Below are 23,529 nucleotides of genomic sequence, written 5' to 3' on the forward strand. Positions count from 1 at the left end.
AGATGTTCATTAAGCAGGGATATTCCGCAGCGTTGGTACTACGTCTCATCGGGCTCGCAGAGTCCACGTACTACGACCGTAAGAAACGCAAGTCACAGGATGCACAGGCCGTACTCCAGGGGCGCGGAAGACCCGTACCCGGCTACTCTCTGACCGAATCGGGAGAGAAGATTAGCGACGAGCAGATCCAGGAAATGCTCCTGGAACTGGTCGCTGGAGAAGAGCACGTGTACGGGTACAAGCTGCTGGCCAAGTGCTTGTGGAACCAGCACCAGCTGAGGCTCAATCACAAGAAAAGCTACCGGCTATGTCAGGCGCTGGAGATCCTGCAGCCCCAGCGTCACAAGCGCTTTAAGCATCCCCGGAAGCTGCCGGAGAACCGAGTCATTACCGGCCCGGGCCAGCTCTGGCAGATGGACATTAAATACGGATATGTGGCAGGACGGGACCGGCATTTCTTCGTTCTGAGCATTATCGATGTGTTTACCCGGGTCATCGTCGGTTATCACCGCGGATCGTCGTGTGAGGCCAAGCACGCCTGCCAGACGCTGGGACGCGCCATGGAGCAACACTGCGCCCCTGGCAGCGCGCGCCCGGTGATCCGCACCGACAACGGCCCCCAGTTCGTCAGCCATCTGTTTGGCGACATGTGTGAAAGCTGGGAAATGACCCATGAACGCATTCCGCCTCGAACGCCGGATTTAAATGCTTTTATTGAATCGTTCCACAGTAATATCGATCGGGATTTGTTCCGCAAAGAGGCCTTCGACACGTTCGAAGAGGCCTATGAAGCGGTGGACCGGTACATGGACTTTTACAACAACCGCAGAATGCATACGAGTCTTCGCAACATGCCGCCAGCTACCTTTGCGGAGTGGGTCCTGACCCTAGAAGACCGCTCCAGCTTCTTCTGGCCGAGAGAAAAAGCGAAATAAAGAGCAAGACTACGACAAGTACTGATTTTATATGGAGGACTCCGGGATAAGGGGGTCGCACCGTTAGTGCACCTGATTTCGCCGAAAGTGCGCCAAATGAGCAAATGAGGAGCATTAGTGCACCTGATTTCACCAAATGCCCGCCGAACCTCCAAGCGAGGAGCCATAATGCACCAGAATATCACCAGACGCTAACGGATATAAACAGGCGGATGAACAATAGCGGGTGTTTTTTGTACAAACAGGGTTCGTAGGACAATTCTCATTCATTCCGCTGCCGGAAGTGCACTAGAATGGAATGGGGATTCACATGATGATCAAGTTTTTCCCGGAAAGGATGGAGTTCAATGCAGCGAAAAATCAATCTGCTCCTGCTGCTGTTCAGTCTGCTCGGTGCCGGTGTAGCCTTTGTGCTCGGCGAGCTGCTGCTGGACCGCAGGCCGTATGATTTGCCCCAGATGGTGCTGGTCGGCATCTATTTTGCCATCGTGGCCTTATGTGTTGGAATAGGCGCTCTGGTGGCAGAGACGATCTCGCCCAAGCTGTGCGGGCAGTCCTGGAAGCTGCGTTACCTGGGCACCTCGTGGAAAATGTTCCCGCTGATGGTCGTGCTGCTGCTCGGCGTGGGAACGCTGACCGAGTTCGTGTATGAGCTGAACTTTGGCGGCAGCAAGCCGGTTAAGAATGTCGTCATGGTGATCGATGATTCCGGCAGCATGATGCAGAGCGACCCCTCGGACAGACGCTACGCGGCGGCCAAGGATCTGGTGCAGCAGCTCAAAAAAGACAACAAGGTGGCCGTAGTCACCTTCAGCAATGAGGCTTCCGTAGTCCAGCCGCTGCTCCCGCTCTCCAAAGCGGCGAACCGCGAGAAGGTGATGGAGGTCATCAGCAGTCTGAAGACCACCGAAGGCGGAACGAACATCAGCGGCGCGCTGGCCGAAGCGATGAAGGTGATTCACGAAGACGGCGCAGACCGCGGGGCAATGGTCATTCTTTTATCCGATGGCGTCAGCCAGTTCAATACCTCTACAGAGCTGACAGACTATGTGGAGCGGGGGATAAAAGTGAATACGATCGGGCTGGCCCTCGATGATCCGTCCGGCGCAAGTCTGTTGCAGAATATCGCCAGCGGCACCGGCGGACAGTATTATGATGTGGCAGATGCGAACCGGCTTGGCTACGTATTCCAGCAGATTTACGACCGCCTGGGAGACCGGACTCTGCTGACCGAGCGCAGCGACCAGACCGCAGATAGCCCTTATTATGCTGTGGTGCGTGTGCTGGCCCTGATGCTGCTCGGCACAGCGCTGGGTCTTGGGCTGGGAATCGTGTTCGATAACCGCCATCTGGCCCGAAGCTTCAGCATCGGGGGAGCGGTATCGGGACTCGTTGCGGGACTGATTCTGGAATCCGGTCTGAACGGCGACACGCTCTGGGACCCTATCACCCGGCTGGTGGCTCTGCTCGTTCTGGCGGCTATTCCAACCTTGTTCACGTATATCGTGCCTGTAGGGGAAGGTCGCCTGTCGCGCCGGGGAAGAGCTGCCGGAGCTGCCAATGCGCCTGCGGACAGTATTCAATCACCGCGCCGTAACCGCGGCAGCAAAGGGTTCTAAAGCCATATGCAGGGAAAGGGGCTGATTGCCATGAAGTTCGCCGAGGCTGATGCCGTAGCGCCGGTTATTGCCGAAGTTGTATCCAGAGTGGAGGACCGGTTCTGTACACTGCGCTGGCGCTGGCCGGATGGCGTACAGGCGGTATATATCCATAAGGCCTCTGCGGAGGCACCGGACCATCAGGAGCATCCGCCCCAGGGCATGAAGCTCTATACTCGTGAAGAATACAAAGCGAATAACGGCTACCGGGACCGGCTGGATGAGATCGGGATGGTGGCTTATACCATTTACGTACGGCTTAGTGAGAATGGGGAGACGCTGCTGGTCCGCCAGCAGGATGGCGGTAACCGGGCGCTCGTCAGTGCGGGCAAAGCGAGGATCTATTACGCGGTCCAGCACAAAAAAGGGTTATTCAGCAAGCTGAAAACCGTTCAGATGACGATCACTGCCGAGGTGCCGGTGCCGAAGGAAGTGCTCTGCTATGTCAAAAAGCGGGACGCGCATCCCTCCTCCAAGGAGGACGGCGCACGGTTCCCGTTCGTTCAGGACTTCGCCCCCGGGCGCAACCAGCTCCCGCCGATTGAGGTCGGCAAAGACGACTTCATCCGTATTTTTTTCACCGACGGGCGCAAGTATGGAGCGTATTATGAGCTGGTTCCCGAGTGAGCGGGAGCGGCAGTTCGAAGCCAGTTACGCAAGCTGCTCTATCAAGCCGCTCAATCCTGAGCGGAAGGCAAAGCTTTAAGGAGGATATGACATGTCTTTTTTTAGCCGTTTCATGAAAAAGAATCAGCCCGCAGCGAGGCCGCTGTATTACGATATTGTCTGCCCGTTCTGCTTCACGCGCTTTGAGCCGGAGGAAGTGGTGTTCCGGGCTATGCACAGCCGTGAGGATGATGAGAATTATGCACTTGGTGAGGATGATCTGCTGAATAAATACCGGGAGCGCTTCGGTCTCGATACGGTGGACGATATGGAAGCGATTCTGAATCCGGCAGATATCCCGGAAGAGTATCATCACTACACGGACCATGTGCTGACCGGCGTCACCGACCGCTATGGGGTGATGACCCGCAGACGGCTCTGTCCGTCCTGTCATAACGAGCTGCCTGTTACGGCGGGCAAGGTGCCAAGCAATATTATCTCCATTATCGGGGCTTCCCAGGTCGGGAAGTCTGTCTATATGACCTCGCTGATCCATACGCTCCAACATACGACAGCAGGGCATTTCGACGCAGCCTGTATGCCGCTGAATGCCGAGATCAGCCGCAAGTTCCGCACTCTGTATGAAGAGCCGCTGTTCGAGCGGGGTGATCTGCTGGCTTCTACCCAGAAGGAGAAGATGCAGGAGCCGTTTATTTTCCAGTTCGTGTTCAAGGATGAGTCCAAGCCCCCGCTGACACTGGTGTTCTTCGATGTGGCCGGGGAAGGAATGGTCGATCAGGATTACCTGGGCCTGCACGGCCAGCATATCAAGAACTCCGCAGGGATTCTGTTCATGGTCGATCCGCTGCAGATCCGCTCGGTCCGGGAGAAGATCCGCATCAACTTCGGTGACCGTCCGGGCGAGTGGGTATCGCAGTATGATGAGCCGCGCGATGTGGTGCTGACCATGTTCGGTGATTTCATCGCCTATCAGGAGAAGAGTAAGACCGAGATTCCGACCGCTGTCGTACTGGCCAAAAGCGATATGCTGCACTCCCTCAAGGATGAGGACGGCGACTACATTAAGTCGAACAGCAATGTGTTCAACAACTATGTGCACCGCAAAACGCTGAACCTGAATGAGTTCCATAACATTGACGGTGAAATCCGCCGCTTCATTGAGAAGGTGGACCGTCCGTTTAAGGATACGATGGATGTATATTTTGCCAATACCGGGTATTTCGCCGTGTCCGCGCTGGGCAGCAATCCGGTCAATCAGAAGGTGGAGGGTGTGGTCAGTCCGATCCGGGTCGATGAGCCGTTCATCTGGCTGCTGCACAAGCTGAATTATATTGAGGGGAGCGACGGGCCGTGAACAGATTGTCAGGGTCCATGATCACCCAGCAGATGTATACCCGCGAGCGCCGCGGCGTGTACCGGGCGACAGAGGGCTTCGATACGGTAGCGAAATCGGAGAGTCTCGACAACAATTTTGTCAAAAAAATTCTGCACCCCTTCTGCCTCTACGATGCCCCGGCTGAGCTTACGGCACGCGGTGAGAAGGATGAGGAGCAGTATCCCGCCGCGCTGCACCTGTTCCATACGGAGAGCAATGAGACCGTGATCGGTCAGAGCCGTTATCTGGCGGCGGATTTCACGGGGCAGCGGAGCGCTTTTTTTGCCCATAATTTCGTGGTGCCGCCTATCCGCTCGGAAGAGATTGTCGAGGGGTACGGGAGCTGGCTGCATGCGGGGTTTGCCCGTAGCTATGAGGGGGAGCCTGGCGGAACACTGCCTGAGCTGGGCTCTATTCCGGTGGAACACCGTGAACGTATAGAATCGGCAGACCCGGCAGACCCGCGTACAGTCCTGAGCGGCCTCGGGTTCACGGAAGAGCTGTTCAAAGCCCTGCTGCAGGCAGTAATGCTGTCCGTAGCCGGGAAGAAGAAGATTTATGTAGCGCTGGATGTGCCCATCAGTGAGTTGTCGCAGCGTGCGGTGGAGCTGACGGAGGTCCTCTACGCTTCATTGCCGTATGACTTCCGCCGCAGGCTGGGAGTGATCACTTATGCCAAAGAGCCGCAGAGCCGCAAATACATCCACCTGACCTTCGTGGAGAAGGGCTCGCTGCGTCCGGGTGACCGGAATATTGAGAAGGATTATATCTTCGATCTGGCCGGCTCCCGGATTCTGAATGCCGACTTCGGCGAGTCGCGGCAGATCTATGCCGATCTGGCCTGGAAGACGCTGGTAGAGAAGGGCGGAAGCCTCCGCGATTTCGCTAAGTTTGCCGATGCGCTGCTGCTAGGGGAGAGTGCGGACCGCAAGCTGTCGCTGGCGCTGTACAACGAGCTGGCGGTCTTTTATGAAATTGAGCAAGGCAACGAAGCCCTATATGCAGACAACAAGAATGCTATACTCGGCGGCCTGCTATCCTATCTGAAACCAGAGGGGAAGCTGGACTCGCGGGTGCGGCTGAATGATATGTTCCTGGAGCGGTTCGACCGCGAATATGATCTGATCCGTAAGAAGGGGATTCCGGCCGTGGAGATCCTGGAACAGTTCAAGGATTATTACGCACTGCCGGGCCACAATTACCGGGTGAAGATTGTCGATTACTTCATCAACGGGATGCTGAACTGCCAGTCCGGGGGCCGGGAGGATGTGCTGGCGGCGGCTTACGGGATTATTGAGAGCGATGCGGCACTTAGTGAGGCGTTCTTCAAAAAAGTGCTGTCGCAATCGCTCTTCCGCAGAGCGCTGTTCGAGCCGTATCTGGAATCCCGGCTGGCGGCGGCCGCCGGAACAGCGGATGTGCTCCGCATCGTGGGCCACTTCGGCCGGAGTCTTCCGGAGGTGCTGGAGCAGGCTGCGGTACGCGACACCTTCAAGGAATACCTGCTGGAGAAGCTGCAGCGGGAGCCTGATCCGGTAGCGGCGGTAACCGCCGTTCATGAAGCGGTCCAGCAGGCGGAGAAGCAGCGCCGCAGAGGCGGCGTACACCCGGAGGCCTTGTCTGTTATAGAGGAGCTGGGCACGGTTGCCGACCGCTTCCTGCTGAACCGGCTCTCGCTGGACGAGCTGACGATGGAGCAGCTGCTGGAGATATCGTTCCTGCGCTACCGGGACACGGCAGACTGGCAGCCGCCGCTCGACGCGATTGCGAAGCGCAAGGCGAATGCCCTGCGCGCGGCCTACCGCTGGTTCGGGGAGGAGTCGCCGGATGAGGAGATTTTTGCCGGACTGACGCCGCGTGAGCTGGACGATGTTCAGCTGCTGGGAGCGCGGTGGCTGAAGGAATCGCGGAGCCTGGAGCCGTTCGACCGGCTGCCGCTGGCCTTCTATCATAGCAGTGAACGTGAAGGCGGACCGCTGGATTACGATGCACTGCTGGATCTGGTGGCCCGTAAGGCTGGCAATGACAAGGAACTGGTCTACCGGTTCCTGGACTGGTCGCAGCATAGCTGGCTGTTCGCAAGCTCCGGCAAGAAGCTGTGGCCGAATTACAAGCGGGCCGTGCTGCGGTATTTCCTGAAGAGCGACCGCGAGGCGTTCAAGAACCGGGAATTCCGCAAAACCCATCTCGAGACAGCAACGCCTGCTATGCAGACTGTCTACAATGAAGCCCGCGCCCAGCTGGCTTCGCCGCTGGCGCGGTGGGTCAGCCGCAGCCGATTTCAAATCCTGATCTCAGGGAGCATCCTCGGGATCATTCTAATTGCGGCTGTCATCCTTATCAGCCAGCTTGGGGGGCGCGGTAAGGATATAGCCGCGCCGGTATCCAGCCCCAGCCCGCTTCCGGCAGTGACCGGAGAGGCCGCTGGAGCAGCCCCGGTCTCGGTCCGGCTTATCGGCGGTGACGCCGGAACCGGAGGAGATGCGGGGACTGGCGGGAACAGCGGCGGTGATGAGGGAACTGGCGGGAACAGCGGCGGTGATGAGGGAACTGGCGGGAACACGGAAGGCGGGACAGCGGGTAAGAACAACGGCGTGAAGCTGTTGTTCAGCTTCACCGACGCCGTAGAATGCTCCGCCTTCAAGCCGGAGCGGATCGGCGTGGAGTCCGGCAGCGGCGTTACGGACTACGAGGTTAAGGCAACGGTTAACAGTTGCCAGATTAGTGCAGGCGCCGGAGCGGACGGCGGTGCGAAGGGTGAGGGCGGCGCCGGAGTTGACGGCGGCGCGAAGATTGAAGGCGGCGCCGGAGCGGACGGCGGTGCGAAGGTTGAAGGCGGCGCCGGAGCGGACGGCGGTGCGAAGGTTGAAAGCGGCGCCGGAGCGGACGGCGGCGCGAAGGGTGAAGGCGGCGCCGGGGCGGACGGCGGCACGAAGGTTGAAGGCGGCGCCGGAGTTGACGGCGGCGCGAAGATTGAAGGCGGCGCCGGAGCGGACGGCGGCGCGGACAAGGGAGCCACCACCTCTCCGGCGGCGGCGGGGACTCCGTCACGCGTACACGAGGTGACGGTGGAGCTCGCAGCGGGCGCGAAGCTGGCGGCAGGTGATATGATCACCGCCGGACGCTACACGCTGAAGCTGCATGCAGACCCGGGCAGCGTCCCGGACGCTACCGCTACAGCGGCGCCTAGTGCGGAGCCATCCGCTTCCGCAAGCCCGGAAGCGGACGCGGAGTAAAGCCGCGGGGATAAGCGGACAGGCTGTCAGGCTTTCGTTCAAAGCGAACCTCCAGAGACAGGTGTATTCTGTACAACTAAAAACAGTGAAAAGCAAGACAAACCTCTCCCAACTGTATTCTATACAACTAAATTCGCACGAATAGGCGAAAACCCGTGTATAGAAGCATTTTAATTGCACGAAATACAGCTAAAAGGACATTTGCCAGTACATCAGACGGTTTAGTTGTACAGATTACATTTAAGCATACCGTTTGCACCTTAATCGGGGCATGCCATCCCTCAGCAAGCCACGGGTTAGTGCGCGGGTGTCGGTAAGCTACTCAACTGAACTTTATTTCGCTCTATTGCACTTTGTACACTAGAATCAGGTATATCGAGCTTGATATGGCGTTCTGTTGCATTTGGTACATTAGATTGTCCGGATTTGGCCTGGCTGAGGAGGAATTGGCGCAATCAATGGTATGAAATGCAATAGAATGCGTTTCCGGCTGCTTTTATACTAATTCTGATGTACATAATACAATCGGTCTTCTGCCAACGTCTCATAGGTGAGTCGATATGTCGAATAGCAGCAGAAGTGTGACTCCATAGTCCTGAATAGCAACATGTGCCGGGGAGCGGGTGTGTGCTGTTCAGGATTTTTTGGTGCGGGCTGGGCAGGGCCTGAGGTTAAGGTTAGCTGAGCTGTAATAGAAATAGCTTGTCTATAGACATACAGGGGAATAGTAGATATGATTGGTTCAGAATATTAAAATTTAATAAGCTTTGGGAAAAGGTGCGGATTTCCTTGGAGGCCTGGCGCTATCGCCATCAGATGCTGGCAGAGCTATGTCTAGGAGAGAAATCTGCTTAAAAGGGAAGCCCGGTGCAAGTCCGGCGCGGTCCCGCCACTGTAAATACGGAGCGACTCCTGAGAAGCCACTGTCTGTTCACTGGATGGGAAGGCAGGGGAAGCGGTGAAGTATGAGCCAGGAGACCTGCCTTTTTCGTTGTTGTTCCTATTCTTCGGGGGTAAGAATGTGGAAGCAGATGCTGAGGTCGACGAGAGCTGCAGGTATGAGAGCAATCACTCACTTCAGCCGCCCTGTGCCCGATTCTTCCCCGGCCGCCCTGCACAGGGCGGTCTTTAGGTTGCCGCGTGATTTGCGGAGGAAGCAGGATTCATCCATTCTATTTCAGGAAAGAGGTTAGTTATGAAGAACCATTCTTTATCATCCCGGCTCGCACGGCTGGGGCTTACTGTTATTATGCTGTTCGCTATGCTGGGAGCAGCCGTGGCCCCGGCAGGACAAGCTGCTGCACAGACAGACGGAGCTTCCGCACCAGCGGTAGCTGCTCTGCCCGCAGGTACGGCGGCCAGCGTAACCGATGCAGTCTATGCCACTGCCGAGTTAATACTGAAGAACGGAGTCCAGTCGGACTGGCAGGCCATTGGCCTTGCACAAGCGGGCTATAAGGTTCCTGCCAGCTATCTGAAGGCGCTTGAGGGCAAGGTAGCCGAGGCTAAGGGTGTTTTGGCCAGAGCTACGGACTATGCCCGGACCACGCTTGCCGTCAAGGCACTCGGCGGTGATCCGGCGAATGTGGCAGGCTATAACCTGATCGAGAAGCTGTACAATAACGATAAAATCACCGGCCAGACGCTGAATAATCCGGTCTATGCACTGCTGGCTCTGGATTCCGGCAGCTATACAATCCCGGCAAATGCGAAATGGACACCGGCCAAGCTGCTGGCTGAGATTCTGGCCAAGCAGAACCCGGATGGCGGCTTCACCCTGACTACGGGTGCGAGTGATCCGGATATGACCGCGATGGTGCTGACTGCACTGGCCGGACACCAGAAGGAAGCGGCAGTGAATGCTGCCGGTCAGCGGGCGGCAGCCTGGCTGGCTAAGGCACAGGACAAGAACGGCGGATATGGCGACAGCAGCGAGAGTGTAGCACAGGCTATCATTGCGCTGTCTTCCTTTGGCATTGATCCGGCGGGAGCGGAATATACCAAAGGCCAGATCAACCTGGTCAGCAAGCTGCTGAGCTTCAGCGCAGCAGGCGGCGGGTTCGCCCACACCGCAGGCGGCAGCTCGAATCCGCTCTCCACGGAGCAGGCGCTGGAGGCTTTGGTAGCGTACAAGCTGCTCGGTACAGGCGGTAAGCTCTTTGACTTCAGCAGCACCCCTGTAAAAAATCCTCAAGTGAATGTCTCGGTAACGATTGAAGGTCCGAATGCAACCTTGGCTGAAGGCAGCGTCTACGCTGGAAATGTGCTTAAGGCACTGGAAAAGACAGCAGCGGCCAAGCGCCTGGCCCTGGTCAATGAAGCAGGCAACTATGTGACGGGGATCGGCGGCGTGAGCGCGGGCGCTTTTGGCGGATATGACGGCTGGATGTATGTAGTCGCCCGCGGCGGAGCATGGATCTATCCAAGTGTAGGCATGGGCGAGTTCGCGCTGGAGGAGAATGACCGCATCGTAGTCTATTATGGCGGAGACAACACGCAGGTGGTAGATTCCATAACCGTTACTCCTGCGCAGCCGCAGCCAAAGCAAGATCTGAAGGTGCAGGTGAACCAGAAGAAGTGGGTATGGAATGAAGCTACCTTCACCTCCGATCCGGTAACCTCACCGGCAGCAGGCGTACAAGTGACCGTAGGGGGCAAAACGGCAGTTACAGATGCCGCAGGCCTGGCGGTTGTTGCCGGCGGTCTGCCAGCCAATAAATATACCTTGACGGTTACGGGCTATCTGAAGGATAAAACCCCGGCAATCGTCCGTCATACGGCCCCGGTAACGGTGGCTTCTGCTGCGGCGGACCGTCCGGCTTTTGGCGATGTGAAGTCGATCTCGCCTTGGGCGCTGGAGTCGGTATACACGGCATATGACCGTAAGCTGATGAATGGTGTGAGTAAGGGCAGTCTGGTATTTGCACCGAAAAAGAATATTACCCGCGCTGAATTTGCAGCGCTGCTGCTGCGCTTAACCGGCAACGAGCCGTCTGCGGCGGCTTCCGCTGCGGCCTTCAGTGATGTTAAGGCCGATGCATGGTATTATGGAACAGTGAACCGGGCGAAGGAACTGGGAATCATCAGCGGCGTGACGGGCAAGACGTTCAAACCGGACGGCCTGGTGACCCGGCAGGATATGGCTGTGATGATGGTCAGAGCTTTTAAGCTGGATGCGGCATCAGCCGGAGCCGGAGCAGGGAAGTTCAGCGATGAAGACCAGATTAGTGACTATGCCTTGTCTGCTGTCCGCACGGTGACAGGACTTGGATATATGAGCGGCACCGGCGGCGCCTTCGAGCCTTCTGCGGTTGTAACCCGTGAGATGGCCGCTGCTGTGGCGGTTAGATTGCCTTAGCTCTTAGTTCATAGTTGAGCAGGAAGCAGACTATATGCTGGAGCCGACGATAAGTGGATCAATGACAGCTAATTTGTTGGAATTTGCTGCGGATCGGGAGCTAGTTGGATAAACTACACTTATTCAAGCCCGAAGCTGCATAGTGTTGAGGTACGGGCAGAATTAAGTGTCATTAATCCAACTACATTCTGTGCAGCTGCGTAATACGGATGATTAAGTGTAGAAAATCCAACTAACGTACCAGCTCGGCTGAGCAGTTGTGAGTATAGGATTGCCATGCGTTGTTTGGCTCGTTGTACGGGCGAATTTGCTTGAAATTCGTTTAGATATGTGTTGAAAAGTAAGCTTAGGTGTATGGAGGAACGGGGAACAGGCTGACTGCCCCCGTTCTTTTCCCTTTTTGTGGAGGTGTGCAGGTAATGTTCAATCTATGCAAAACAAGCCGGGGAAGGCTGGCTCCGCTGCTTCTCCTGCTGATGGTATTGCTGCTCCCCGGCTGCTCTTCTTCGCAGCCGGAGCAGGCAGACGGCGGCCCGCAGCCGTCCGCCGGAACCCAGGCCGCGCAGACGCCGCGGCCTGGAGACGAAGCGGCTCCGCAGCCGGGAGCCGCTGAGGGCACTGCGATACCTTCCGCCACGGCGGAAGGTATCGCAGCTCCGGCGTCGCCAGGCGCAGCCGCGACGCAGCCTCCGGCGGGCGCAAGCGAGCCCGCCGCGCATGCCCCGGCGTCGCCAGGCGCAGCCGCGACGCAGCCTCCGGCGGGCACGGGCAAGCCCGCCGCGCGTGCATCGGCGTCGCCGGGCGCAGCCGCGACGCAGCCTCCGGCGGGCACGGGCAAGCCCGCCGCGCATGCCCCGGCGTCGCCGGGCACAGCCGCGACGCAGCCCCCGGCGGGCACGGGCAAGCCCGCCGCGCAGTCTCCGGCGGCCACAGCTAAGCCGCCTGCTGCCAAGCCGCATCCGGCGGCCACACCCAAGCCGGACAACGTGGTCACCCTCTCCATTACCGGAGATGAGGAGCATGGTGTGATTCTGGCCGCTGCCCCGTATGAGTTTGTGAAGGGCGAGAGTGTGCTGGAGCTGCTGAAGCGGATTACGCGGGGGCAGAAGATCCAGATGGAATATCAGGGCAGCAAGACGTTTGCTTATGTGGAAGGTATAGATAATTTGTACGAGAATGATCACGGGTCAGAGAGCGGCTGGATGTATAAGGTGAATGGAGAGTTTCCATCCAAGGCTGCGGGCAGCTGGATTGTAGAGCCGGGGGATACCATCGAGTGGCTGTATACGCTTGATCTCGGCAAAGACCTGGGGGCCAAAGCGCCATGAGCAGCGGCTTCCGTTCCATGCATCCTGTAGTAGCCCTGCTGTATTATGCAGGACTGCTGCTGTTCGCACTGCTGGTCTTCCATCCGTTATTTCTGGCTACGGAGATAGCCGGACTGCTGGCACTTCTGCTGCTGCAGGGCCAAGGGCGGCTGCTTGTGAGCGGCTTGCCTTTTATACTGCTGATGGCAGCTTCGGTGGCTTTGCTGAACCCGCTGTTCTCGCATAGAGGGGCGCATATTCTGTTCTACTGGCTGGATCAGCCCATTACACTGGAAGCTGTACTGTACGGACTGATGATGATGACCATGCTGCTTACCATTTTTATCTGGTTTGTATCCTATAATTACACGGTAACTACAGATAAATTCATGTATTTATTCGCGGGGGTTGCACCGAGAACGGCACTGCTGACGCTGATGGCCATCCGGTTCGTGCCGCTATTCCAGCGGCGTCTGCGCCAGATTACGCTGATCCAGCGTCTGCGCGGGGTGGATACCGGCACGGGAAGCCTTAAGACAAGAATGACAGACGGCATGACGCTGCTCAAAGTGCTGCTGACCTGGTCGCTGGAGGAAGCCCTGCAGACAGGGGATTCCATGACAGCTCGCGGTTACGGCAGCACCAGACGCAGCACCTATACGATATACAAGGCGGATCTGCAGGATAAGCTCGTTATGCTGCTGTTAACCGTTAGCGGTGTGGTTACACTGCTGTTCTGGGTGCAGGGCTACGGCAAGCTGGAGATCTATCCCCGGATGAGACGAATGGAATTCGGCTGGCAGGAGGCCGTAATGTACGGCAGCTTCTGCCTGTTCGTGCTGATTCCTGCGGGACTGGAAGGAAAGGAGAAATGGTTATGGAGATCCTCAAAGCACAACACGTATCCTTCCGATACCCTGAAGAAGACAGGGACACGCTCCATGAGCTATCGTTCATCATAAAAGAGGGGGAATTCGTCGTACTGTGCGGACCGTCCGGCAGCGGCAAAACCACCCTGCTGCGCCATCTGAAGCGGGAGCTTGCCCCGGTAGGTTCGATCAGCGGAAGCTTAACCTACAAAGGGCAGCCTCTGTCCGGGCTTCCGGCAGCGGTGGCCGCGGGAGAGATCGGGATGGTCTTCCAGAACCCGGATGCACAGATTGTCATGGATACGGTCTGGCATGAGCTGGCTTTCTCCATGGAGAATCTGGGGATACCGCCTGCTGTCATGCGGACCCGGCTGGCGGAGATCTGCGGCTTGTTCGGGCTGGAGCCGCTGCTCTACCGGCCGGTCCACGAGCTGTCAGGCGGACAAAAGCAGCTCCTGAACCTGGCCTCGGTGCTGCTGCTCCAGCCCAGAGTGCTGCTGCTTGATGAACCCACCTCCCAGCTTGATCCGGTTGCTGCGCGGGAATTCATTATGGCGCTGCAGCGGCTCAATGAGGAGATGGCGGTCACGGTGATTATCAGCGAACATAGGCTGGAGGAGGTGCTGCCGCTGGCTGACCGCGTGCTGATGCTGGAAGGCGGCAGGCTGCTTGCGGATGCCGCCCCCCGCCTGTTCGCCCGGCAGGCCGGCAGCGGAGCCCTGAGCCCGGCTGGGCGTTACCTGCCGGCCGCCTCGCGCCTCTATTTGTCGCTGTCGCCGGAAGCGCATTCGGCTGCGCCGGAGAATATTCCGCTGACCGTGCGCGAAGGCAGACGCTGGCTGCATTCTTTGCAAGCGTCTACGGCCGCTGCGACCGATTCCTGTCCCGCCGCAGGGGCGGATTCACCTGAATTGCCCGCCGGAGTGTCGTCCGTGAAGACCTCCTCAGAAGGACTCCAAGCTGCCGGAGCTGAGCCTCTGCTCACCTGCCGTGAAGTGAGCTTCCGCTATGAGAAGGAGAGCCGGGAGGTCCTGAAGAAGCTCTCGCTGACACTTAAGCAGGGGGAGTTCCTGGCAGTCATGGGCGGGAATGGTGCGGGCAAGTCCACGCTGCTGCATGTGCTGAACGGGCTGATGAAGCCGCAGCGCGGCAAAACTGAGCTGGCCAAGGGCAAGACAACCGGCCTGCTGGCGCAGAATCCGCTGCTCTATTTCAGCTTTGATACGGTGGCTGAGGAGCTGCAGCATATGGCAAGCTACGCCGGGTTATCTCCTGAGGCAGCAGCAAGCAGGATCGAAGCTTTGCTCGAAGTGTTCGAGCTCCGGGAGGTGCTGCAGAGTCATCCGCATGACCTCAGCGGCGGCCAGCAGCAGCAGACCGCTCTTGCCATGATGCTGCTGATGAAGCCGGATATTCTGCTGCTGGATGAGCCGACCAAGGGGCTTGATCCGGCTGCCAAAGACAGGCTGGCCGCCCTGCTTCAGCAATTGCGCATGCAGAGGATTAGTATCCTTATCGTGACGCATGATGTCGAGTTCGCGGCTAAGCATGCTACGCGCTGCGCACTCTTGTTTGACGGGGGGATTACGGCGGAGGGAACACCAGCTGAATTCTTCAGCAGCAATTACTTCTATACCACGGCAGTCAACCGGATAGTGCGGGACTGGCTGCCGCAGGCATTGACAATGGAGGATGTGATTCGTACATGGCCCGCTTCCGCTTACCGCTGCTGATAGCCCTGGGGTTATTCATTGCCGGGCTTGCGCTTACCGCAGCATTCACCGACCGGCATTATGTGCTGCTGAGTGTGGTATTGCTGCTGGCTGCCCTGCTGCCGCTGTTCATCCGTCTGGAGCGCCGTCCGCTACAGTCCCGTGAGCTGGTGCTGCTGGCTGTATTGTCCGCGATCGCTGCGGTCAGCCGGATTCCTTTTGCCGCGCTGCCGGGGGTGAAGCCGGTGTCGGCAGTGGTCATCCTCTCGGCCTATGTCTTCGGGGCAGAGGCGGGCTTCGTCATCGGGGCCGTCGCTGCACTGGTCTCCAATATGTATTTCGGGCAGGGGCCCTGGACGCCATGGCAGATGTTCGCGTGGGGCATGACCGGACTTACAGCCGGGTGGCTGCGGAGGAGCCGGCTGCTTAGCCGGCGGGCCGGACTTCTGGTCTTCGGCTTCATCTGGGGCTTCCTGTTCGGCTGGATTATGAATATCTGGGTCCTGCTCAGTCTGCCGGATGCCTTTAGCTGGCGGCTGGTTGCCGTTACGTTCGCCGCAAGCTTTTATTTCGATCTGGCCCATGCCTTGTCGAATGTGTTCTTCCTGGCTGTGCTGGCCGGAGGGTGGACCAAGGTGCTGCAGAGATTTCGCAAGAAGTACGGACTGCTTCAAGAGTGAACGGCGGCGGTCATCCAGGGGTTCAACGTAGTGCCGCCAGCGCTTCAAGAGTGGATTTTAAGTGCGACTTATATAAAACGATAAATTTCTTCTTTTTTCGACAAATTTCTTACAAGGGCCATCAACAATTCAATGTTATTCTCCGATAATTAAGGTTACAGCTAGATATCGAGAAGGCGGGATAACAGGAAATGAGACATCTGAAGATTAAGCATAAAATGATTGTACTGATCGCAGTGGTTATCCTTCTGCTGATCGGGATTGGAACCACAGGTATCCTGACGACAACCCGAATGGCTGAGAGGTCCGAAGAGACTTACCGGCAGAATCTGCAGCCTATTTATTTCGTAACGGAGATCCGCGGGAATAACCGGGCGATTGAGTCTTTTCTGCTGGAGGATCTGATTACTACGGATGACGCGAAGAAACAGGAGCTTAAGGCTAGAATTCAGGAGAACATCCAGACGAACAATGAGCTGATGGCCGAACTGAAGAAGATTGAATTTAACAATGACAAGATTGCCGCGTATGTGAACGAGTATTCCCTGCTGCTGCCGGATTACCGCTCACAGCGGGATAACATCATCCATCTGGCCGATAACAATCTGAACGATGAAGGGTACCAGGTGTATACGGGCCGGACCTTTAACGAGCTGCGTGACAAAATGGTCAGACTGCTTGAAGAGACCGCAGCGCTGTTCATCCAGGATGCGTCTGCCCATAATACACAGACCGTAGAGAGTGCCAGGAGCTCCGTTACGCTGAGCAGTGTGCTGATTACGCTGGCCTTGCTGCTCAGTATTGTCCTCAGTATCATCATCACACGGCTGATTACAAGACCGCTGAAGGAATTGCAGGGGCTGATGAAGCGGGCGGAAGCGGGAGATCTGACGGCCTCGGCCGCGTACCGGTCCAGGGATGAGATTGGCCAGATCAATACATCGTTTAATACCATGCTGGACGGCTTGAAAAATATGATGCGAGGCGTGTCGGAGAGCGCCGAGATTCTCTCGGCCTCCTCCCAGCAGATGAGTGCCAGTGCCGACCAGACCGCACACGCCTCACAGATGATCGCCGAGACCTCGGGCGAGATCGCCGCCGGATTCGATGAGCAGGCGGAGAGTATTGCACTGACTGCACAGTCTGTGCGGACGATGTCCTACGATATTGCCGAAGCCCGGCATAGCGGCAATGAAATGGCCCGCCTGATGGAGCAGGCCGCGTCCTCCACAGAACGCGGTGTGGATGCCGTAGAGCAGATTCTGGCCCAGATGCGGGAGATTGACTCCAGCGTCACGGAGAGCCGGCAGATTGTCGGCAACCTGGGCAGCCTGTCGGAAGAGATTAATACGATCATTACGACCATTAACGAGATAGCGACACAGACCAATCTGTTGTCCCTTAACGCTTCCATCGAAGCCGCCCGGGCGGGAGAGCATGGCCGTGGCTTCGCAGTTGTTGCCGGTGAGATCCGCAAGCTGGCGGAGGCTACCGGAACAAGCTCCCTGCGGATTACCGAGATCATTAACCATATCCGCCAGCAGACCGCCAGTGCCGTTGAATCGATGGAGCAGGGCTCCGAGATTGTCTCTCATGGCGTAGCGCAGAGCGAAGTGGTGTCGGCAGCCTTTACGGCGATCCAGACCTCCATTCAGGCCGCCAGTGAGCAGACAGAGCAGATTACAGAGGTCATCGGACATGTCGCGCAGGAATCGGAGGGAGTAGCCAAGTCGATGACGACGGTGAATGAAATCTCGCGCAAAGGTGCTGAAGACGTTCAGGGCACCAGCGAAGCGAGTCTGGAGCAGCTGACTGCGATGGGAGAGATGTCGTCCTCCGCACAGTACCTGGCTACCCTTGCCGAAGACCTGCAGAAGCATCTGGCCCGGTTCCGGCTGTAACAGCTATAACAGCTATAATCGTCACCACCCTGGCCCGATTCGGCCGGAGAACCCAGGAGATTCCCGGGCATCTTCTGCTGAGCCGGGCTTTTGAGCGTATAGCGGCGGGTGTGGGCTGCTACACTAAGCAACATGCAACAAATGCCATCCGGTTAACGTCATTAATGTAGCCCGGAGGCAAAATACGGGTATTAGTTAGCATTACCCTAAGGAGGATAATCCTGTAATGAATAATCGAACATGGAAGCTGGCAATAGCTCCAGCCTTGTTAATGGCACTTGCAGCTTGTAGCTCGAATCAGGGCAGCGCTCCGGCGGTCAGCCCCAGTCCGGGGATAACAGCGGCTCCCGTAGAAGCTTCTGCCCAGCCGACCGAAGGACCGAAGGTTACACCGGCACCTGCTGAAGCTGCGGATGTAACAGTAGGGGAAATTAAACAATATGAGAAGATAGCAATCTCCGACTGGAAGGACGATAATACGGTTGTCTTGTCCAAGGCGAACGATAAGCTGGGACCGATCAACTCGGGAGAGCTGAAGGGTTCCTATCCGCAGAGCCTGTATTTCTTCCATCTGGATACGGGCGAATTCGAATTAATTGCAGAGAAGGAGAAAATGATGCTGGGGGATGCCAAGCTGTCCGCCGATCAGTTGTTTCTGCTCTATAGTGAATTCTCCCTGGGTGATCCTGCCTACAATGTAATGGACCTGGGGTCCAAGAAGACCTTCACCATCAAGGGCGATACCATTGGTGGGGCCATGGGCGCCGAGTGGGCGGATAAGGATACGGTAGTGGGTCCAGCGTACAGCGGCGGTGCTTATACAGCCACTACTTCCATGAAGATTGCTCCGGTGGAGGGACTGGACGGGGAAGGCCTGATTGTTGTAAGACAAATCAAGGATAAGATCTACTATACTTCTAATTCCAGCAATGCCTTGCAGACCCTGGACCTGAATACCAAGGAGAAGGCTGCCTTGCCTATTGATCCTGCCGGCAACGTGATCCCTTCGCCGGATGAAGAACAAATGCTGGTCCTGCAATATAAGGAGAATACCCAGTCGCTGCTCCTCAGCGGCACGGACGGTAAGAATCCGCGGACCCTGGTGGAAGGGGCCGAGCTTGGGGCGATCTCGTGGTCCCCAGATCAGCGGCTGATTGCCTATAGTGTAGCTATTGAAGACAATGGTACAACGAAGAATACCTTATATGTCTACGATCTCTCCTCTGACAAGTCGGTCCAGATTGCGGAGAGCAACGGGACGATGACCACCTCATGGAGCCCCTCGGGCAAGCAGCTCGCTTATACGGAGCGAGATGACAGCGGCAGCAGCAGCAGTATAGTGCAGTTAAAATATTAAAAGCTCTTGTAGATTTTGAACTTGAACAGACCATGCCAGGGTGGAAGTGACGGAGGGGAAGTTCAAACATTCCCTGCAGTTACGACTACATCACAATGCTGAATTCAAAAAAAAGCGGTCCGTACCGGTAAATCTACCGGATACGGACCGCTTTTATTATAGATTACTAGAAGGAGCATAACGCCCCTCTGCTTCTTACATGCTAAGCATACCAGCCCCATACGAAGATGAACAGGGTGCCGAAGATCGTGACCAGAGCCACGAACATGGCGTATGCGATGTTGATATACAGTTCTTTCTTGGAATCGGCCGATTCTCCGATGTGCATGAACACAAACAGCTGCAAGGAAGCCTGGATCAGCGCTGTGATTAGCAGCACAACCATATTGGCAGTGGAGGATAGATCTCCGTAAATTACAATCAGTGCAGCGGCAGAGAGGACCAGAGAGGCTACATAACCCATCACATGCTTAATTGGGAATAGTTGCTTCATCATATCACATCAGTCCTTTCAGATAGACGAAGCTGAAGATAAAGATCCAGACGACGTCTAAGAAGTGCCAGAACAAGGAGAAGATGAACGTTTTGTTGGCGGTAGCGGGCGTAATGCCGCGCTTCCACAGCTGAATCATAATGCCGATTCCCCACAGCAGACCGAAGCTGACGTGAAGACCATGCGTTCCCAGCAAGATGAACAGACTGGAGAGGAAGCCGCTGGTCTGCAGAGTAGCTCCTTCATGCACATAAGTGAAGAACTCATCGATTTCGATGCCGACAAAAGCAAGACCCATCACCAGCGTAATCGCCATGAAGACCATCATTGCTTTCTTGTAGCCAAGCCGCATGGCATGGACGGCCAGACCGATGGTGAAGGAACTCGACAGCAGCAGGAAGGTCTCCATCAGCACCGGGCCGATCTCGAACAGCTCGCTGCCGCTCGGCCCGCTGGCGAAGCGGTTAACCATTACGAAATATACAGTGAACAGCGTAGCGAAGAGAGGGATCTCGGCTCCGAGAAAGACCCAGAAGCCGAAGATCTTGTTACTGTTCTCTTCCGTTGAATATTCGAGCGGCTTGGACGCATCTATTTTCATACAGTCTCACCCCGCATCAGTTTCTTTTCGGTAGCTGCAATCTCTTCTACAGGAATGTAGTAGCCCTGGTCCTTATCGAAGGACATGAAGGCCAGCACGACCAGAATTCCAATCCCCGAGACGATCGCCGGAATCCACATGCTGAAGACCAGGAAGAAGCCTAGGAAGAAGAAGACTACACCCAATATGAACGGTTTGCCGGTATTGCTTGGCATATGAATCTTGGTGTATTTGGTGTCTGTATACAGCGGAATATTCTCGTGCTTCGCAGACCATAGAGCATCGCGAGTCTCTACCTTAGGCACAATCGCAAAGTTGTAGAGCGGGATCGGGCTGTGTGTAGCCCATTCGAGCGTCCGGCCATCCCAAGGGTCGTTGGTCGTATCTCTCGGCATGTAACGTGTACTCCAGTAGATATTGTAGACCAGGATCACGAAGCCGATGGCGAGCCCGACAGCCCCGACGAAGCTCAGCATATTGAGCGGACCGAAGCCTGATTCCTCAGAGTACGTATACATACGCCGCGTCATTCCCATGAGACCCAGGAAGAACAGCGGGAAGAAGGTTACGTTAAAGGAAATGATGATCCACCAGAAGGCATGCTTGCCCAGCCGTTCGTTCAGGCGGAAGCCGAACACTTTAGGGAACCAATAGTGGAACCCGGCGATGACGGCGAATACGGCACCCGGAATCAGCACATAGTGGAAATGCGCAACCAGGAACATTGTGTTGTGGTACTGGTAATCGGCGCTGGCCATCGCCAACATGACGCCCGTTACCCCGCCGATCGTGAAGATCGGGATAAAGGCGAGCGTATAGAGCATCGGTGTCGTGAAGGTAATCCTGCCCTTTCGCAGGGTGAATAGCCAGTTGAATATTTTGACCCCGGTAGGTACCGCTATGGCCATCGTTGTGATCGAGAAGAAGCTGTTGACCATAGCACCTTGACCCATCGTATAGAAATGGTGCGCCCATACGAGGAAGGACAGGAGCGAGATGATCAGCATACTGAATACCATGGAGGTATAGCCGTACAGGTTCTTCTTCGAGAACGTGGCGATAATCTCGCTGTATATCCCGAAGGCCGGCAGTATAACGATATAGACCTCCGGATGTCCCCAGACCCAGAACAGGTTGGCCCAGAGCATATCCATCCCGCCGTTGGCCATCGTGAAGAACTGGGAGCCGAACAGGCGGTCGAACATCATCATCGCCAGTGCTACGGTAAGTACCGGGAAGGCGAAGACAATGATGACGTTGGTGATCAGTACGGACCAGGTGAACATTGGCATCTTCATCAGCGTCATGCCTGGTGCGCGCATCTTGAGAATCGTTACGATAAAGTTAACCCCGGTGATCAGCGTACCGATACCGGATATCTGCAAGGCCAGAGAGTAGTAGTTGTTACCTACGGTCGGGCTGAACTCAAGGCTTGCCAGCGGGAAGTAAGCGGACCAGCCCGCATCCGGTGAACCGCCGATGACGAAGGAAATGTTCAGCAGCATGGCACCCATGAAGAAGAGCCAGAAGCTGACGGCGTTCAGCCGCGGGAAGGCGACGTCACGTGCCCCGATCTGCAGCGGAATAATGACATTCATCAGACCGATGATGAACGGCATGGCCATGAACAGAATCATGATCAGACCGTGTGTAGTGAATACCTCATTGTAATGCTGCGCATCGAGGAATTTCATTTCCGGCGCAGCCGTCTGCAGACGCATCATCATCGCATCTACACCGCCGCGGAACAACATCAGCAGCGCCGCGAGGATGTACATGATCCCGATTTTTTTGTGGTCAACGGTGGTCAGCCATTCACGCCACAGGTATCCCCATTTCTTGAAATAGGTAAGCCCTACGAGAATCCCGATGGTTGCCAGCGCGATACTGATCATGGCCCCGTATATCAAGGGTTCGCCGTGAACCTTAAATTTGTCCAAATCCATTAGGGTAGCTCCTTTCAGTGTGTTGCATTAAGCTCTTCAGAGAGCTAGTGTCCTTCATGTGTGCTTTCATCCACAGGGGAGCTTGGCAGCGGCTGATCGACTTCCGGATCAGGCTTGCTGTCGAATTCCGTTCCGCTGGACGGCTCGGGAGACGGATGGATTTCCTTGTTATCCTGATGCTCCGGATTGCCGTTGTCCATATCCATCTCCTTGCCGCCGCCGCTCATATGCTCGCCGTGGTCTCCAGGAGGCGGGCTGAACTCCAGATGGGTGGAGGAATAGGTTTTGCGTCCGAGGTAGTCCGTGGCCAGCAGGCCCTTGAATTCTTCCTCAGTCAGCTTAGGTGCAGTTTCCTTCACTTCCTTCACCCAGTCCTCATAACCCTTATTACTGAGAACAAGCGCTTCGAATTCCATGTGGGCGAAGCCTTTACCGCTGAAGTTGGCATTCTTTCCGATATAAGAGCCTTCCGTATCAGCGGAGAGATGAAGCGTTGTCAGCATGTCGCTCATGGCGTACTTTTGACCAGCAAGCTGTGGAATCCACAGACTGGTAATGGTGCCGAATGAGTACATTCTGAATTCTACCGCACGATGCACCGGCATATTCACGTAGTTCACCGTCTCGATGCCTTCCTCAGGGTAGCTGAAATGCCATTTCCAGTTGGAAGAGGAGGCATAGATGACCAGCGGAGTCTGATCTTTATAGTCCGCAGCCACATTTTCCACTTCAGTGGTTGTTTTGACAGTTACAACGGACAGGAAGGCTACGATAATAATCGGGATGATAATCCAGATGGCCTCCAGTACCTTGTTGCCTTCCTCATGTTCAGGGATGTAGCCCTCATTACTCTTCTTCGCACGATATTTCACCAGTACAAAGATATACAGAATGTAGACAACAGCCAGAACCCCGAGCATAACAAGAATAGAGAGCAAGATGGTGTCAGATAACGTCCTTGCAGACGGCCCCTTCGGGTTCAGAACAGCGATTGAGCTGCATCCCGGCAGGAGAAGGATCAGGCTTAGAAACAAAGCGTATAACGGTCCCTTTTTCTTCATATAGAACTCCTTCCTTCAATACTACTTTTCATTCGCCGTTCATTAACGGGAGTACATTGATCTGTATCTATAGTAAGAACTACTTACCCATAATGCAAAATACATATTTTGTATAAACATATAAAATAGACCTTAAAAATGGCGAACAAGTTAAATATGTGTGATCAAATTGTTACAGCTGTCTAAGAGTATGATAAAGATCACTGTAGTGGCGCCCTTTAGCTAATTTTAAGGTTGTTCAATTTTTGTTCATAATTCCGATATTGTTATTAATTTTGTCACAATTATTCTGCGCCAAAAACCGCTAATTTAACCGCCCAACGCCTGGTGTGACAGCATTCGACGTTTATTGCGTTCTTTCTGAAAATACTGGCGCAACTTCATTTATCATTGCATAAGAGTAACAATTTCTT

The 23,529-nt window shown here is 55.8% G+C and carries 16 protein-coding genes and 1 riboswitch; of the genes, 12 read left to right on the plus strand and 4 right to left on the minus strand.

What is annotated here, in order from left to right:
- Window positions 1–2 precede the first annotated feature (2 nt).
- The 12 genes from MHH28_RS27220 (at window position 3) to MHH28_RS27275 (ending at window position 19,015) form a co-directional block, all read left to right on the plus strand.
- Window positions 3–935: an IS3 family transposase gene (locus tag MHH28_RS27220; RefSeq protein WP_405107420.1), complete on the plus strand. Its 933-nt coding sequence runs from the start codon at window positions 3–5 to the stop codon at window positions 933–935.
- A 347-nt stretch (window positions 936–1,282) separates the two neighbouring features.
- Complete coding sequence (locus tag MHH28_RS27225) at window positions 1,283–2,554, plus strand: vWA domain-containing protein (protein ID WP_405107422.1); 1,272 nt, start codon at window positions 1,283–1,285, stop codon at window positions 2,552–2,554.
- Window positions 2,555–2,584: 30 nt separating this feature from the next.
- Window positions 2,585–3,220, plus strand: a complete 636-nt coding sequence (locus MHH28_RS27230) for a beta-mannanase (RefSeq protein WP_405117267.1) — start codon at window positions 2,585–2,587, stop codon at window positions 3,218–3,220.
- A gap of 91 nt (window positions 3,221–3,311) precedes the next feature.
- Window positions 3,312–4,574: a hypothetical protein gene (locus MHH28_RS27235; RefSeq protein WP_405107424.1), complete on the plus strand. Its 1,263-nt coding sequence runs from the start codon at window positions 3,312–3,314 to the stop codon at window positions 4,572–4,574.
- On the plus strand, window positions 4,571–7,831 hold the full coding sequence (locus MHH28_RS27240; RefSeq protein ID WP_405107426.1) for a hypothetical protein: 3,261 nt from the start codon (window positions 4,571–4,573) through the stop codon (window positions 7,829–7,831). The genes MHH28_RS27235 and MHH28_RS27240 overlap by 4 nt, the downstream gene beginning before the upstream one ends.
- Before the next feature lie 803 nt (window positions 7,832–8,634).
- Window positions 8,635–8,833: riboswitch (cobalamin riboswitch) on the plus strand.
- Window positions 8,834–9,026: 193 nt separating this feature from the next.
- Window positions 9,027–11,189 carry an S-layer homology domain-containing protein gene (locus MHH28_RS27245; protein ID WP_405107429.1) on the plus strand — a complete coding sequence of 721 codons (2,163 nt, stop codon included), beginning with the start codon at window positions 9,027–9,029 and terminating at the stop codon, window positions 11,187–11,189.
- A gap of 419 nt (window positions 11,190–11,608) precedes the next feature.
- Complete coding sequence (locus MHH28_RS27250; protein ID WP_405107432.1) at window positions 11,609–12,517, plus strand: DUF4430 domain-containing protein; 909 nt, start codon at window positions 11,609–11,611, stop codon at window positions 12,515–12,517.
- Window positions 12,514–13,458, plus strand: a complete 945-nt coding sequence (locus MHH28_RS27255) for an energy-coupling factor transporter transmembrane component T (protein ID WP_405107435.1) — start codon at window positions 12,514–12,516, stop codon at window positions 13,456–13,458. The genes MHH28_RS27250 and MHH28_RS27255 overlap by 4 nt, the downstream gene beginning before the upstream one ends.
- Entirely contained in the window at window positions 13,374–15,098 is a 1,725-nt protein-coding gene (locus MHH28_RS27260; protein WP_405107438.1) for an ABC transporter ATP-binding protein, read from the plus strand. The genes MHH28_RS27255 and MHH28_RS27260 overlap by 85 nt, the downstream gene beginning before the upstream one ends.
- Window positions 15,071–15,757, plus strand: coding sequence for an ECF transporter S component (locus MHH28_RS27265; RefSeq protein WP_405107441.1), 687 nt, complete (start codon window positions 15,071–15,073; stop codon window positions 15,755–15,757). Before MHH28_RS27260 ends, MHH28_RS27265 begins: the two co-directional genes overlap by 28 nt.
- Before the next feature lie 191 nt (window positions 15,758–15,948).
- Entirely contained in the window at window positions 15,949–17,658 is a 1,710-nt protein-coding gene (locus tag MHH28_RS27270) for a methyl-accepting chemotaxis protein (RefSeq protein WP_405107443.1), read from the plus strand.
- Between the two features lie 226 nt (window positions 17,659–17,884).
- On the plus strand, window positions 17,885–19,015 hold the full coding sequence (locus MHH28_RS27275; RefSeq protein ID WP_405107446.1) for a TolB family protein: 1,131 nt from the start codon (window positions 17,885–17,887) through the stop codon (window positions 19,013–19,015).
- A 202-nt stretch (window positions 19,016–19,217) separates the two neighbouring features.
- On the opposite strand, the gene qoxD is transcribed toward MHH28_RS27275, so the two are convergent.
- From qoxD to qoxA, 4 genes are read right to left on the minus strand one after another with little or no spacing between them, the layout of a single operon-like run.
- Entirely contained in the window at window positions 19,218–19,511 is a 294-nt protein-coding gene (qoxD, locus tag MHH28_RS27280) for a cytochrome aa3 quinol oxidase subunit IV (protein WP_405107449.1), read from the minus strand.
- Between the two features lies 1 nt (window position 19,512).
- A complete protein-coding gene (locus MHH28_RS27285) occupies window positions 19,513–20,109 on the minus strand; it encodes a cytochrome (ubi)quinol oxidase subunit III (RefSeq protein ID WP_405107452.1) in 597 nt (198 codons plus the stop codon).
- Window positions 20,106–22,055 carry a cytochrome aa3 quinol oxidase subunit I gene (qoxB, locus tag MHH28_RS27290; RefSeq protein ID WP_076157033.1) on the minus strand — a complete coding sequence of 650 codons (1,950 nt, stop codon included), beginning with the start codon at window positions 22,053–22,055 and terminating at the stop codon, window positions 20,106–20,108. The genes MHH28_RS27285 and qoxB overlap by 4 nt, the downstream gene beginning before the upstream one ends.
- 44 nt (window positions 22,056–22,099) lie before the next feature.
- On the minus strand, window positions 22,100–23,116 hold the full coding sequence (qoxA, locus tag MHH28_RS27295; protein ID WP_405107456.1) for a cytochrome aa3 quinol oxidase subunit II: 1,017 nt from the start codon (window positions 23,114–23,116) through the stop codon (window positions 22,100–22,102).
- Window positions 23,117–23,529: the final 413 nt, after the last annotated feature.

It is taken from the genome of Paenibacillus sp. FSL K6-1217 (genome assembly GCF_045040735.1).
In the GTDB taxonomy this organism is placed as follows: domain Bacteria; phylum Bacillota; class Bacilli; order Paenibacillales; family Paenibacillaceae; genus Paenibacillus_AQ.